Source organism: Streptomyces sp. Isolate_45 (assembly GCF_024721315.2).
Classification (GTDB): Bacteria; Actinomycetota; Actinomycetes; order Streptomycetales; family Streptomycetaceae; genus Streptomyces.
The window spans coordinates 1-12,938 of the sequence record NZ_JANFAK020000051.1; the positions used below are offsets into that span (position 1 = coordinate 1).

Sequence of the window (12,938 nt, forward strand, 5' to 3'; positions counted from 1 at the left end):
GCCGCGGCGGGCCCGGCCGCCGGCGTGCGCCAGGCGAACCAGGTGGGGAACGCGGCGACCAGGCCCGGCTCACCGTCGATCCGTACCCGCCCGGCCCGCCGCGCGGCATCCAGCGTGGCGGTCCCGGCGACCAGCCGGTGCATCTCGGCGAGGTCCGCGCCCACCCACACGTCGACGTCGTACCCGGGGTGCACGCGGCAGGCGCTGACGTCTTCCTCGGGGGACAGGACGAGCCACCCGTGCTCGTCGGGCTGCCCGTCGAGCCGCAGCGCGAACTCCACGACCACCCGGCGCCGGGGCAGCGCCTCGGCGCGCACGTACTGCCTGAGCCGCCACAACGCCTGTCCCCCGTCGAGCTGTTCGCGCCCGGGACTCCCGAAGGCCCAGCGGCGTGCCCAGTCCCCGAGCTGCCAGACGAGCGGTTCGAGGGCGGCGCCTGCCTCCGTCAGCCGGTACGCGGGACGGCCGTCGGAGTCCAGGGCGCGCGAGACCAGCCCGCCGGCCCGCATGCGGCGCAGCCGCGCCGACAGCAGGCTCCGGCTGATGCCCGGCAACCCTCGGTGGATGTCGTTGAAGCGCTCGGAGCCGAGCAGGAGCTCGCGCAGTACGAGCAGCGTCCAGCGGTCGCCGACCGCTTCGACCCCCGCCGTCACCGGGCAGTACTCGATCCCCCTCGACCCCACCCGCAACCCCCGCGCTCCACGGCCCGTCGCACACGCGGCGCTCCCGGGCCGGTCCGTTTCCTGTACCGCCGCACGCGGACCGAGCATAGGACGCTCGGTCCGTGAGCACTTCGCCGACCACCTCCACCTGGGCCGCCGGGGACTACCCCGCCATGGCCCGCCTCCTCGTCCCGGCCGCCGAGCGGGCCGTCGCCGCCGCCGGAACCGGGTCCGGCACGACCGTCCTCGACGTCGGCTGCGGCACCGGCAACGCCGCCCTCGCCGCCGCCCTCACCGGCGCGGACGTCACCGCCGTCGACCCGACGCCGGAACTCCTCGCCATCGCCGCGCGGCGGGCCCGTGCGTCGAACCTCCCGATCGCCTTCCGGGACACCGACGCCGACCGCCTGACCGGCACCTACGACCGCGTGCTGACCGTCTTCGGAGCCATGTACGCCCCCGACGCGGCCCGGGCGGCCGCCGCCCTCACCCGCTGCGTCGCCCCGGGCGGGCTGCTCGTGAGCGCCGCCTGGACCCCGAACGGCTTCATGGCGGCGGCGCAGCGCGCCACGGGCCCCTACCTCCCGGCCCCGCCCTCCGGGGCGCGGCCGCCCACGCGTTGGGGGGACGAGGGCTTCCTGCGCGGGCTGTTCCCCGGGCACCGGATCACCGTGACCACCGAGCACGTCACCTTCACGTTCCCCTCGCCCCGCGCGGCGGCCGACTTCTGGGTCCGCACGGCAGGACACGTCCAGGTCGAAGCCGGCCGGCTGCGGGCCGCCGGCACCTGGCAGGCCCTGCACGACGACCTCGCGGCCGTGTTCACCGCCTGGAACCGGAACCCCCCGCCCGGTCCCGCCCCGGTCCGGGTCGAAGCCTCGTACCTGCTCGCGGTGATCCGCCCCACGGACCCCGCGCCCCGGGGCGGACGGGACCACGACTGAGGGGCGTTGCGACCGAGGGGCGTTGCGACCGAGGGGCGTTTGCGACCGAGGGGCGTTTGCGACCGAGTGGCCGGCGGTGAGCCGTCAGCCCTGTTCCGGCACCCGGAAGGTGCGCCGGTAGGCGTGCGGGCTGGTGCCGGTGAGGCGTTTGAAGCGCTCGCGGAAGGCGGTGGGCGAACCGAAGCCGACCTGCTCGGCGATCCGCTCGACGGGGTGCGCGGTGGTCTCCAGCAGGTACTGCGCCTGCCGGATCCGGGCCCGGTGCAGCCACTGGAGCGGGGAGGTACCGGTCTGTTCCCGGAAGCGCCGGTTGAGGGTCCGCACGCTCATCCCGCCCTGAGCGGCGACGTCGTCGAGGGTGAGGTCGCGCCGGGCGTTGTCCTCCATCCAGCGCAGGAGCGGCTCCAGCACCGATCCGCGCGGGGTCGGCGGCTGGTCGTGGACGATGAACTGGGCCTGCCCGCCGTCGCGTTCCAACGGCATGACGGCCAGCCGGGCGGCGTCCGCGGCGACCGCCGAGCCGAGGTCCCGCCGGATCATGTGCAGGCACAGGTCCAGCCCCGCCGCGGCGCCGGCCGAGGTGAGCAACCGGCCGTTGTCCACGTAGAGCACCCCCGGGTCCACCTCGACGGCGGGGTGACGTGCGGCCAGCATCCCGGCGGCCGACCAGTGCGTGGTGGCGCGCAGGCCGTCGAGGAGTCCGGTGGCGGCCAGCACGAAGGCGCCCACGCAGATGGAGGCGATCCGGGTTCCCCGGGCGGCGGCCTCCCGCAGCGCGTCGAGGACCTCCTCGGGTACGGGCGCCGCGGGATCGGCCACGCCCGGCACGATGATCGTGTCCGCCTCGGCCAGGGCCGCCAGTGGCCACGGCGCGCGCAGGGTGAACGCCCCGGCGTCGACCTCCTCGGCGGGCGCGCAGACCCGGACCCGGTAGGCCGGACGGCCGTCGGGCAGCCGGGTGCGCGCGAACACCTCGATCGGGGTGGACAGGTCGAACGGGATCACGCCGTCCAGGGCGAGCACGACCACGGTATGCATGGCTCGACCATAGGCCGGCGCCGAGCCGGCCCTACCGGGATGGCGCCCCCGATGGATCGATTGCAGCAGTTCAAAGCCCTATTGAGCGGCGCGGATCGCGATTGGCCATAATCCGTTGATAGGTGGCATTCCAGCCTGTTCTCCGAGCGGCGGGCCGTGACTAGCGTCGGTGTCGGCGCCCCACCGGGGTGCTTCCCCGAGAGACAAGGACACCTGTCCGATGCTGTGCCAGATCGTGCTCTTCGACGGCTTCGACCCCCTGGACGTCATCGCCCCGTACGAGGTCCTCCACGCCGGCGCCATGGCCGCGCCGGGGGCGCTGCGGGTGGAGCTGGTCTCGGCGGACGGCGCCCGAGAGGTACCCGCGGGCGCGGGAGCCGTCTCGCTGCGGGCCGCCGCCCGGCTGGACCCGCAGCGCGCGGACCTGGTCCTCGTACCGGGCGCCGCGGGTCCCCTGGGCAACCTCGCCGACCCGGACGCCCCGTCGGATGCCGACTCCATCCCCGCCGTCCTCGGCCGCGCCCTGGGAACGGGTCTGCCCGCCCTGCTGAAGGAGGCCCTCGACCGGCCGGGGTCGACCGTCGCCACCGTGTGCGGCGGCTCCCTGGTGCTCGCCACGGCCGGGCTGATCGAGGGCCGGCACGCGACCACCCACCACCTGGGCCTGGACCTGCTCGACTCCACCGGGGCGATCGCGGTCGACGCCCGCGTCGTGGACGACGGCGACCTGGTGACCGGCGCCGGCGTCACCTCGGGCCTGGACCTGGGCCTCCACCTGCTGGAACGCGAACTCGGGCCGCGCATCGCCCACGCCGTGGAGCGGCTCTTCGCCCACGAGCGCCGCGGCACCGTCTGGCGCGCCACCGGGCCGGTCCCCGCGGCCTTCTGACGCCTGTCGTCCTCCCCCCGACCTCCTGGATCACCCACGTGACGAAGTTCCTCCTCGCCGTCCACGTCCTGGCGGCGATCATCACCATCGGCCCGGTCACCGTCGCCGCCGGCAGGTTCCCCCCGACGGCCCGCCGGGCCGCGGCCGAACCCGGCGACACCGCCCACCTCGCCGAGGCACGTACGCTGCACCGCATCTGCCGGGTCTACGCCGTGATCGCGGTCGCGGTGCCCGTGTTCGGTCTGGCGACCGCCAACAGCCTCCGGGTGTTGAGCAGCCCCTGGCTCCTGACCTCGATCGCCCTGACCGCGGCGGCCGCGGCGGTGCTCGGACTCCTGGTGCTCCCGCGCCAGTCGTCGGCACTGGCCGTCCTCGACGGCCCCGTCGACGCGCAGACGCTCGGGACCGTCCGACGGACGGCGAAGCAACTGGGCATGTACACCGGTTTGTTCAACCTGCTGTGGGCGACGGTGACCGTCCTGATGATCGTCCGCCCCGGTTCCACCACCGGAGCCTGACGTGCGACGCCCCGACCGGCTCCTGCGGGTCTGCGCCCCTCTGGAACTCGCCACCCTGGCCGTACTGCTGACCAACCTTGGCGCGCTGCACCTGCAGGCCGTCGCCGCGGCCGTCGGCCCCCTGCACGGCTGCGCCTACCTGATCGTCGTCCTCACGACCGCCCGCGAGCCGAACGCCGACCGGACGACCATCGCCCTCTCGGCCGTCCCCGGTGTCGGCGGCGTCCTCGCCCTGCGCCGCCTGACAGCGAACCGTACGCCGTTCAGGAATGGTTGACCGGGAAGGGGTCCAGGGAGAGGGCGCCCTGCGTGGGCCGCGGCGGAGGTCATCCGCTTGCGGTGGTGACGGCGGCACAGGACCTCGTAGCCGATCTCGCCCGCCGGGCGGTTCACGTCGCCGACGACGACCTGGGCGCCCTCGACCACCATCTCGCCGCCGACCGTACGGGCGTTGTGGGTGGCGCGGGTTTGGGTGACCTGGTGGGCGCTGCGGGCACCGCCACACTTTCACGTTGACGACACCACACCTGCGCCTGCCGTAGCGCGAACCTACCGACCTGGCCTGCAGGCCTCGGTCCACCACCACACCTGAGGCGATCGCCCAGTGTGAGCGGTTGGTCCTCATGGGTTGGCTTCCCGGAGACCACCGGCCTCCGAGCGTTCAGCGACGCTCTTCCTTGGGCTTCGGCTCCTTCGGGAGGAAAGCGTCCGGATTGACGTAGCGCACACGCCGCAGCCAGAGTGCGCCGCCGCCGATACTCGCTCCGACGAAGCCGGCGATGGTCAGCAGGAGGAGGAGTCCACGGATGAAGCCTATGTCGATCCTTTGGTATCCCGCCCAACTCGCCGTGGAGAGTACGGCCCCGCCGATGAAGAGGGCGAGGGCGCGCCATGACATCCACGTCCTCAGGGCCTCAACCGGATCCCCGTCGATCCACAGCAGCTGCGAACGGGCATTCCGGGTGGTTGACTTCACCTCACCGATGACGCCTTCAGGCTCGCCGTCGGCGTTCAGCCCGAGATACTCCCAGAGATCGGCCAGGGCCTCGTAGGCCTGCTGGTCGTCATACACCAGAGGGTCTTCCTGCTCGCCCCCCTCTGCCTCCTCCTTCGCCCTGCGCCGGAACTCACGGTTGATGACGTCCGTCGGCACCGGAGCCTCATCGCGCAGGATTCGCTGGAGTTCGTTGCAGAACGCGCTGATGACGGGCTTGCGCCGACGCGCGTTCACCGCGGTCCTGAGGTCTTCCATGCCGCTCTCCCCGTAGGTGAGGTAGTCGCGCATGACGACGGAGAGGGCGTGGGCCGAAGGTTTCTGGGGACCCAATGGCACCGAAGTCGGCGGTTCGGACAAGGTGTTGACCCCTTCCCAATCATTACCCAAGGCGATTGGAAGTATAGACACTTACTCGTAAGGTATAGACACGAGTGCCCTCGGGGGGCACTGCGAACGGGGGCGGGTCGACCAGTGGACAAGAAGATGGTCATCGCCATCGTGCTCGCGGTTGCCTTCCTGTTCAGCGGTGGTGGACTGCTCCTGGCCGGCACCGGTGCCGTAGTCGCGATGGCGTCGGGCATCAGCGGCGGCGTAGGCGGGTTCGGGGGCGAAGAGGGAGACAACGGAGGCGTCCCGCCCGGAACCGTGTGCGATCCCGGCGGAGCGACCCTCAAAGAGCAGGTCCCCGGTTACGGCTGGCACACGGTGACCGAGCAACAGATGGCCAATGCCGCCGTCATCGTGCGCGTCGGGCAACAGACGAAGGTGTCCGACGACGGCCTCATCATCGCCATCATGACGGCCCTCCAGGAAAGCAAGTTGGAGAACCTCAGGGGCGGCGACCGCGACAGCGTGGGACTCTTCCAGCAGCGCCCCTCGGCCGGCTGGGGCACCATCGACGAGATCATGGATCCGAACTACTCGGCCAAGGCCTTCTTCGGTGGGCCGAACCACCCCGCTCCACCCAATCCCCCAGGCCTTCTGCACTACAAGTGGGAGACGATGGGCAAGGGGCAAGCGGCGCAGGAAGTCCAGAGGTCTGCCTTCCCCGATGCCTACGACCAGTGGGAGAGCCTGGCAGGAAAGATCGTCGGCCGCGCCAAGGACATCAAGTGCGAGAACGTCGGCTTGGAGGGGGACGTGGGCAAGGTCATCGCCGCGACCACACGCTGGCTGGGAACGCCCTACTGCTGGGCCGGTGGTGACGAGAAGGGCCCGACCAATGAGGAGCGGTGCCCCCGCCCGATGCCGCCGGGCTTCGACTGCTCGGGGCTGATGCATCACGCTTACGCGCAGGTGGGCATCAGTTTGTACCCCTATACGGGAAATCAGTGGGAGGCCGGTACACGCGTGAGCAACTACGCCGATCTCAAGCCCGGGGACCTGATGTTCTGGTCGGACACCGGAACCGTGGGCGGCATCCACCACGTGGGCATGTACTTGGGCAACGATCAGATGATCCACGCACCCCGAACCGGTAAGGACGTGGAGATCGTGCCCGCGGTCAGCAAGAACAGCTACTGGATGAACCAGTGGATCGGCGGGTCGCGGATCCTCAAGGAAGGCGCCGGTAAAGACAAGGACTCCGGCAATACGAAAGCTGCCGGCGTAGCCCTGATCGCGCCTCGGAGGGAAATATGAACGGGACCCCGGTGGGGTCGAGGACCGGATGGACCACGGCACGACGACTCTCGACGGCGTGCCTGGTGGCAGCGGTGTCCGCCGCGCTCCTGAGTGGCTGCGCCCAGGATCCGAAGAAGCCCGCGGCGGACCAGGGGCCCTCGGCCCCGCCGGTGAGCGCCGCACCCGGCCCAGGCACCGGCGGAACGCCCGCAGCCGATCCTCCGAAAACCCCGGAGCCCGATATGGCCGCAAGTATCGACTTCAAGGACCCCGAGGTCGTGGCCAAGGCATACGCGTACAACTACTTCAAGCGGCACTGGAAGGTGAACCCGGGCCCCCGGGTGTACCTGGAGCAGGTGAAGCCGTATACGGATCCTGCCTACCTGAAGTCGCTTCGGGACGCGGGTACGGATCGATGTGACCGCGACTGCGAACAGGCGAAGAAGCGCGACGTCCGCGTCACCGTCGAGGATCTGGTCGCGGTGACTCCGCCCGAGGCGCCGGCGAGCGACTCCGAACGCTGGGTACAGGTCTCCTACGTGGTACGGACCACCTGGGACGCGGGCGGTGACGCCAACCGCAACGGCATGGTCCTGCGACTGCGCCTGCTCGACGGAAAATGGCTGGTCGCCGGCCGGGTCCGAGGCTGACGGCCGGTTCCCTGCCGGGCAGGCCTCAGCTCATCAGGATGCGCCGCTGAATCCGTCCGCCAGGAAGGCGGCCAAGTCCATGTACGCCCCGCAGGTGTCCGGGGACACCCGGTCGTAGTCGATCGTTCCACCGGCGTAGAGCAGCCGGTCATAGGGGATCTGCACCACTGTGGTGCACAACTGCTGGAAGTACTGCACGAGGGTGTCGAAGTTGATGCCGACGGCCTTCGGCGTATCCATCGTGATCACCACGACGGCGTTCTTCACCAACTCCGGATACCCCTGCGCGTACACCTCGTCCAGAGTCTTGACGGCACGGCGCGCGGCATCGAAGCGGGGTGCGGCCACGACGATGAGCCGGTCCGTCACCGCCAAAGTTCCGCGCATGCCGGAGTGCTTCATCCCCGTGCCGCTGTCGGTGATGATGATGTCGAAGGCCCGGGCCAGGATGTCCTGGGTCCTGAGGTAGTCGCCTTCGTCGAACGACTCGCTGATGTCCGGGTTCTGTTCGCTGGCCGCCACCATGAGCCGGTCCGTGCGTCCGAGGTACTGGTGGATCTGGGCAGGCTCCGTCAAGCCCCTGCCGTTCACCGCTCGCATCCTCTGCTCCGCGCTCACCAGGTCGCGCACCGTGGGCATGACGCGCTCACCCAGCAACCGGTCGGCCAGGGTGCCGGCGTGCGGATTGGCGTCCATCACGATCGTCCGGTCGTCGCGGTACCGGGCGAACGTCAGACCGAGCATGGCCGACGTGGTCGTCTTTCCCACACCACCCTTGATGCTCGTGACGCTGATGCGATAGGGGCGTGATACGGGCGCCTGCAGCCTGGTCAGGCGCTGCTGTTCGAGATCGGACGCCTTGCCCCGGCCGACCAGCCGGAGCAACCCCGGCCGCCGCCCGGGATCCACGGCTCCGCGGTCGGTCGTGGCGGAGGGCTGCTGGTAATGCCCCGCGTACGGGTTGACGGCCGGAAGGCTCACGCCCTGCGGTAGCGGCGCCGGGGCCGGAGCAGGCCCGCTGTGGGATGCGTCGGGCCCCGGCGCAGGACTGGGCAAGGGTGCGGTTTCGGATACGTGCGCCGGGGCCGACTCCGGACCGGGCCGGGGGTCCGGCGGGGGTTCCGGAGCGAACGCTTGCGCGGGCACCGGTGCGGGCACCGGTGCCGGCGTGTGTACCTGCACGGGCACGCTCTGCGGTGCGGGTGTCCGAACCGGTTCCCGGACATCGGTCGACGCCGCGGGCTGGACCTGCGACGGATCGTTTCCCGTCGAAGGCAACTGCCTGGCGAAGTCCGGCGGCAACTCGTCGTCATCGGTCTCGGCACTCGGCACAACGCCGAAGACGCCATTCCTGGACACGCGTACTCTCCCCCAACGTTCATCACCCAGCCGCGGCCTGGGCCGTCGGGCTAGTCCTCGCGAGTGTACAAGGACAGCAACCGCCGACTCACTGTCTGCGGTCGGGTGGGCTTTCCTGTGGCGTACTTGACCAGCATCTCTTCGAGAATGGCGGTCAGGTTGGTGCCCTCCACCTCGGCACGCGCATGGGCGATCGCCAGGTAGCGGGCGGGAAAGCGGTTGACGACCGGTACCTTCCGATCGCCAACCGCAGGCAGCTCCGTCGGCACCTCAGGGCGCTTGGCGCCCTCCCGTTTCGGTGCTTGACTCAGCTCGTTTCGCCGCCTACGGCGTAGAACCCCCAGGGCCTCTTCCTCCGTGATGGGTCCGCGACTCGGGGTCCACTCAAGAGGTTGCAGCTCGCCCGGTAGAGCCTCTGCCTCATCCACTCCGTCAGGCCGCCGTGACATCGAGGTCTTCGAGGTCACCATGCGGCGCCGCTGCGGGCGAGTGCGCTGAGGAATGTCCGAGGTGCTCATAGGCAGCTTCTCCAGCTCTCACTCGGCGCCCCGGACTTGGATCTCCGAGAGGGCGCACGATACTTGTGTACAGACGTTACCTCATGGGTTTCCACACCGAGTCGAAATCAATCCCGCTCCCACACCCACGGCGCTCACCTGTCCCAGAACTGCATCACCTTGTGCGACTTCCTGGAGAAAGGACTCGTCGGCGTCAGCCGCGTAGAGGTCGAGCCCGAAGCAGATTCCCAGAAGGCACGCCCCCTGGCCACCGGCGCCCAGCCATTCCCTCGGCATCTCCAACGGACCCGGGTGAGCCAGCCACGGGCATCCCGCCAGGTACACCGACAGGCCGCGCTCCACCGCACGTATGTCGATCAGTGGGACGTCGTACACCTCTGCCAGATTCCCCTCCTGCCCGAAGCGGGTGAAACCCCATAGGGCGGTCAGGTATTCCGTGTCGGTCTCCACCGTCGGACCCGAATGGGCGCCCATCCGGTACATCGCCCTGTCGTGACCGACGAAGAGGCCCCGAGGAAGGGACAGCAGTAGTGAGGGGGTGGAGGGGTCCAGCTCAAAGGATATCCGTGCAGACCATTCGCCTTCCTTTACGGCCAGAGTGAGGGCCTCACTGTTTGTTCCATACGCGCCAAATCGCCTCTCCATGCACTCTCCCCCGTGAGATACGCAAGGAACGACTTCAATCGCTCCTGCACTCGTGTGCCACTGATGCTCCATCATGACAGTGCACTCGAACAGGTGTTGCCACAGGTTCGATACGGAGTGGTAGCAGTTGGGAACGGGAGCGTTACGAAGGGAACGCCGACTGTCGGCCCGACCCGCCCTTGCGGGCGCAAGCCGCTCGCAGCTGCCGTTCGGCGCCGGGCATCTTCTGCCACAGCCGGATGACGGCTTCCCCGATCCGTTCGCCTTCGGTGGCGTCGGAGACGCGCAACCAGCAGGCGTGTGCGTTGGCGGCGTTCAGCATGGCCTGGGAGCAGGTGGCGCCCTCGCCGCTCAACCAAGCCTGGGCAATGCCCAGGTACGAGTCGGCGGCTCGCACCCAGTCGTGTGCGAGAAAGCTGACGTGTGCCCGCACCGCGCGGGCCTGCAGTACGTACGGGTGTACCTTCCCGAATTCCGTCCTGACGTCACGTTCAAGGTCCGCGGCCATGGTGACGGCCGCTTCGAAGTTGCCCGAGCTGCCGGCTTCGCCGATCCGCTCCAGTCGACTCCGTAGCCGCTCGGGCGGTGGAGGCGGCTCGATCTCGGGCAAGCCGACTCTTGCCAGGACGAGCGTCCCGCTCGCGGCCGCAGCGGCTCCGCGACGCACGGCCGGACCATCGGCCACGGGGACCGCGCCACGGGGGGACGCCGGCTTGTCGTCGAGTCCGACCCGGGACCCGTCCTCCACGAGCCCGTTCGGGTGGATGACCAACGGCCAGGTACCCCCGTCGGGTTCGCGGGCGACAGCGCGTATCGAACGCCCCATCCGGGCAACGAGGGAAATTGCAGCCGCCATCGCGGCGGCCCGGACCACCGCGATGTCCGTGGTGCCGTCCACCTTCACAGGAACTCCGCCCACGCTGGCCGTGCCATCGGCGTGCACGACGATGGTCAGCGCGACCTGATGCGATGCGAGTCCGACTCCCGTACCCGTACCGGGATCAGCAGCCATATGACTCCTTCGGACTAGATGTCCAATACGTCTGCGGATCTGTTCACGCAGGGTCAGGAACTGCGATTCACCACAATGATAAGCAGTTTGACGGGAAGTACACTGTGTATTGACACACGAATGGGGGGCCGATGAGCGGCGACAACAGCGCGGGCATGGTGGCTTGGGTGGATCTCGCGGTGCGGGCGGTGGGACCCGTGGCGGGACGGAATTACGAGGCGTGGTTGGCCGAGGTCGACCAAGTGGCCGTGGACTTGTGGCTGATGTCCGCTCCCGGTGGGACAGTTGGCCGGAGGGCCACCGAACTCTCCACATGCGTCCCTGTCACCGGGGTGCTGGTGTCCGCAGGCGTCAGTGGGGGCGAGGCGCACGCCCGCTTGGTGGTGCGCGTGCGTGAAGCGACGTCCGGCACTTCCGACGAGCGGACCTACACGACCGAGGAACTCACGGGCCGGTGGGCTCGCGACGTCTTCGAGCGAGCGAGATCACTCGTCGGCCAAGGGGTGCAACTCCTCGTGTCTCAAGGCTCGGAACAGCTCAGGGTGCTGCACATCGGCGGTTCAGGACTTCGGGAGAGCGGCACGAACGCGGGCGAGGCCGCTCATGAGCCGGTGCGGAACTCCACCAGGTCCCCTGCCGCCACTGCGCAGCCGGCGCCCGCGGCATCCGCTCAGCCGGCGCCCGCGCCGCCTTCGGTCGTCGGCGTCACCTGGGAGGAGGGCTCCGTGCTGGTGTGGCGCAACATCGACCGATCCTGGGACGCGACCTACCGGACCTCGTGCCTCCTGGCGTTGCGGGACCGGGTGGTGCTCGACAACGCCGGCTTCGTCAGCAATCTCGATGAACTGGTCGCCCTGGCACAGGAGTCACCCGACCCGGACACGCCCCGGGGCAAGGACATCATCGCCCGCTACCCCGCGTGAGCGGGGCACGCCGGGAATCCCCTCAGGACGCCCGCCGCCGCATGCGCAGTCTGCGGTAGGCGCGGCGCCCTCGCTCCTCACCACGGGCCCAGAGAACCAAAGCCCCGCAGAGCAGAGTACCCAGCAGGCCCGCACGCCCGCCCAAGGCGGCGTACGCGAGCGCACCACCCACCGACGAGGCCAGGAAGGCCCAGACGACGGTGCGCCAGCGTTCCGTCCTGGGCGGATGGAGATACACCACCATCACGCTCATGACGGCCACGGCACAGGTGGCCACCAGCGCCTGCGAGTAGTAGAGCCGCCAGTCCACGATCAACGAGGCCTGCTCGCGCACCAGACTGATCCAGATCAGAAACGCGAACGCGACCTTGAGGTGCGACAGAAGCTGCCCGGCCAGGCTCCGCGCGCCAGGCCGGAACAGAGATCCTCCGGCCCTGCTGAGCCACGCCGCCGCCCTTGTGGCCGAGGACGGTTCCGCGTCCCGGGCCCCGGCCGCGAGCCCGAGGCGCGGTCGCGCCTTCGAGCCCGCGGCGGCGGTGCCGTGCCGCCTCGTGCTGCTGCCCGCCTTGCTCTTGTTCACCATGCAGACATCATCCCCATGCCAGGTTCACCGACGTGACGGTCCACCCGGTCTTGTCCAGCTTCTCCAGGTCGATGTCCATCCGCAGCGGACCCTCCACAGGCTTCGGTCCCTGCGCCGGGTTGTCGACGAGCGATACGGCGACGGTCGTGCGATCCGGTTTCGCCTTGGCCTGCTCCGCGTCGCGGGTGGTCGCCTCGACCGTGCCAGTACGTGAGGCTTTGATCAGGAACTCTGCCCAGTGCTTGGGCAGTTGTTCCGGAAGCCGCTGCCGGGCAGTCTCGCCCAACCGCGGGAGGGCGTCCGCGAAGGTTGCAGGCGTGTTCCTGTCGGGGTCGTACTGGTAGTACGAGAGCGCGAACGCCCTCGCGACGTCCTGCGGCGACGCATCGGCGCTGAGTGACCCCCCGTACTGCGCGATGATCAGGTCCGCCGAGCGAGGTACGAAGAGCGGCGCGACGGGGCGCGGTGCCGGGACGGCGATCTCACCATCGGCGGTCGTGGCGGTCGTGGTGCTGGTCTTCCCGGCGACGATGTTGAGCACGAAGCCGAGCAGGACCAGCGTGATGACCAAGGCCGC

At 69.8% G+C, this 12,938-nt stretch carries 16 protein-coding genes and 1 pseudogene; 7 read left to right on the forward strand and 10 right to left on the reverse strand.

Features of this window, described 5'->3' with window-relative positions; genetic code table 11:
- On the reverse strand, window positions 1–683 hold a 683-nt coding region (locus tag NOD94_RS18405), incomplete at its 3' end, for a helix-turn-helix domain-containing protein (RefSeq protein WP_281207058.1).
- Between the two features lie 101 nt (window positions 684–784).
- Here NOD94_RS18405 and NOD94_RS18410 point away from each other — a divergent pair.
- Window positions 785–1,606, forward strand: coding sequence for a class I SAM-dependent methyltransferase (locus NOD94_RS18410; protein ID WP_281207059.1), 822 nt, complete (start codon window positions 785–787; stop codon window positions 1,604–1,606).
- Between the two features lie 84 nt (window positions 1,607–1,690).
- On the opposite strand, the gene NOD94_RS18415 is transcribed toward NOD94_RS18410, so the two are convergent.
- Window positions 1,691–2,644 (reverse strand): helix-turn-helix domain-containing protein, encoded by a 954-nt coding sequence (locus NOD94_RS18415; RefSeq protein ID WP_281207060.1) that lies wholly within the window; start codon window positions 2,642–2,644, stop codon window positions 1,691–1,693.
- 220 nt (window positions 2,645–2,864) lie between these two features.
- Between NOD94_RS18415 and NOD94_RS18420 the strand changes: the two genes are divergently transcribed.
- The 3 genes from NOD94_RS18420 to NOD94_RS18430 are packed head-to-tail and all read left to right on the forward strand — an operon-like array spanning window position 2,865 to window position 4,328.
- Complete coding sequence (locus tag NOD94_RS18420; RefSeq protein WP_281207061.1) at window positions 2,865–3,533, forward strand: DJ-1/PfpI family protein; 669 nt, start codon at window positions 2,865–2,867, stop codon at window positions 3,531–3,533.
- 38 nt (window positions 3,534–3,571) lie between these two features.
- Complete coding sequence (locus NOD94_RS18425; protein ID WP_281207062.1) at window positions 3,572–4,051, forward strand: hypothetical protein; 480 nt, start codon at window positions 3,572–3,574, stop codon at window positions 4,049–4,051.
- 1 nt (window position 4,052) lies between these two features.
- Entirely contained in the window at window positions 4,053–4,328 is a 276-nt protein-coding gene (locus tag NOD94_RS18430; RefSeq protein WP_281207063.1) for a DUF3817 domain-containing protein, read from the forward strand.
- Window positions 4,329–4,354: 26 nt separating this feature from the next.
- Here the strand turns inward: NOD94_RS18430 and NOD94_RS18435 are convergent.
- Window positions 4,355–4,516, reverse strand: a pseudogene (locus NOD94_RS18435) (thymidine kinase); the annotation flags it as partial.
- 196 nt (window positions 4,517–4,712) lie between these two features.
- The gene (locus tag NOD94_RS18440; protein ID WP_281207064.1) at window positions 4,713–5,336 is read right to left on the reverse strand and encodes a hypothetical protein; all 624 of its coding nucleotides are present in this window, start codon (window positions 5,334–5,336) and stop codon (window positions 4,713–4,715) included.
- A 183-nt stretch (window positions 5,337–5,519) separates the two neighbouring features.
- Here NOD94_RS18440 and NOD94_RS18445 point away from each other — a divergent pair, with 183 nt between their 5' ends.
- Both NOD94_RS18445 and NOD94_RS18450 read left to right on the forward strand, forming a co-directional pair.
- Window positions 5,520–6,689, forward strand: coding sequence for a C40 family peptidase (locus NOD94_RS18445; RefSeq protein ID WP_281207065.1), 1,170 nt, complete (start codon window positions 5,520–5,522; stop codon window positions 6,687–6,689).
- Window positions 6,690–6,913: 224 nt separating this feature from the next.
- Window positions 6,914–7,321, forward strand: coding sequence for a hypothetical protein (locus NOD94_RS18450; protein WP_281207066.1), 408 nt, complete (start codon window positions 6,914–6,916; stop codon window positions 7,319–7,321).
- Between the two features lie 33 nt (window positions 7,322–7,354).
- Here NOD94_RS18450 and NOD94_RS18455 read toward each other — a convergent pair whose 3' ends face one another.
- From NOD94_RS18455 to NOD94_RS18470, 4 genes are all read right to left on the reverse strand, one after another.
- Window positions 7,355–8,302 carry a MinD/ParA family protein gene (locus NOD94_RS18455; protein ID WP_281207067.1) on the reverse strand — a complete coding sequence of 316 codons (948 nt, stop codon included), beginning with the start codon at window positions 8,300–8,302 and terminating at the stop codon, window positions 7,355–7,357.
- 428 nt (window positions 8,303–8,730) lie between these two features.
- A complete protein-coding gene (locus NOD94_RS18460; protein WP_281207068.1) occupies window positions 8,731–8,949 on the reverse strand; it encodes a hypothetical protein in 219 nt (72 codons plus the stop codon).
- Between the two features lie 330 nt (window positions 8,950–9,279).
- Complete coding sequence (locus NOD94_RS18465; RefSeq protein WP_281207069.1) at window positions 9,280–9,648, reverse strand: hypothetical protein; 369 nt, start codon at window positions 9,646–9,648, stop codon at window positions 9,280–9,282.
- A 337-nt stretch (window positions 9,649–9,985) separates the two neighbouring features.
- Entirely contained in the window at window positions 9,986–10,855 is an 870-nt protein-coding gene (locus NOD94_RS18470) for a hypothetical protein (protein WP_281207070.1), read from the reverse strand.
- A gap of 131 nt (window positions 10,856–10,986) precedes the next feature.
- On the opposite strand from NOD94_RS18470, the gene NOD94_RS18475 reads away from it, so the two are divergent.
- Window positions 10,987–11,778 (forward strand): hypothetical protein, encoded by a 792-nt coding sequence (locus NOD94_RS18475; RefSeq protein ID WP_281207071.1) that lies wholly within the window; start codon window positions 10,987–10,989, stop codon window positions 11,776–11,778.
- 22 nt (window positions 11,779–11,800) lie between these two features.
- Here NOD94_RS18475 and NOD94_RS18480 read toward each other — a convergent pair whose 3' ends face one another.
- Both NOD94_RS18480 and NOD94_RS18485 read right to left on the reverse strand, forming a co-directional pair.
- Window positions 11,801–12,361: a hypothetical protein gene (locus NOD94_RS18480; protein ID WP_281207072.1), complete on the reverse strand. Its 561-nt coding sequence runs from the start codon at window positions 12,359–12,361 to the stop codon at window positions 11,801–11,803.
- A 7-nt stretch (window positions 12,362–12,368) separates the two neighbouring features.
- Entirely contained in the window at window positions 12,369–12,932 is a 564-nt protein-coding gene (locus NOD94_RS18485) for a hypothetical protein (RefSeq protein ID WP_281207073.1), read from the reverse strand.
- Between the last annotated feature and the right edge of the window lie 6 nt (window positions 12,933–12,938).

Excerpts from the sequence above, each read along its gene's own strand:
- NOD94_RS18475 (WP_281207071.1), top strand. The coding sequence starts at position 10,987 with ATGAGCGGCGACAACAGCGCGGGCATGGTGGCTTGGGTGGATCTCGCG.
- NOD94_RS18440 (WP_281207064.1), bottom strand. The coding sequence starts at position 5,336 with ATGCGCGACTACCTCACCTACGGGGAGAGCGGCATGGAAGACCTCAGG.
- NOD94_RS18420 (WP_281207061.1), top strand. The coding sequence starts at position 2,865 with ATGCTGTGCCAGATCGTGCTCTTCGACGGCTTCGACCCCCTGGACGTC.
- NOD94_RS18470 (WP_281207070.1), bottom strand. The coding sequence starts at position 10,855 with ATGGCTGCTGATCCCGGTACGGGTACGGGAGTCGGACTCGCATCGCAT.
- NOD94_RS18450 (WP_281207066.1), top strand. The coding sequence starts at position 6,914 with ATGGCCGCAAGTATCGACTTCAAGGACCCCGAGGTCGTGGCCAAGGCA.
- NOD94_RS18480 (WP_281207072.1), bottom strand. The coding sequence starts at position 12,361 with ATGGTGAACAAGAGCAAGGCGGGCAGCAGCACGAGGCGGCACGGCACC.
- NOD94_RS18415 (WP_281207060.1), bottom strand. The coding sequence starts at position 2,644 with ATGCATACCGTGGTCGTGCTCGCCCTGGACGGCGTGATCCCGTTCGAC.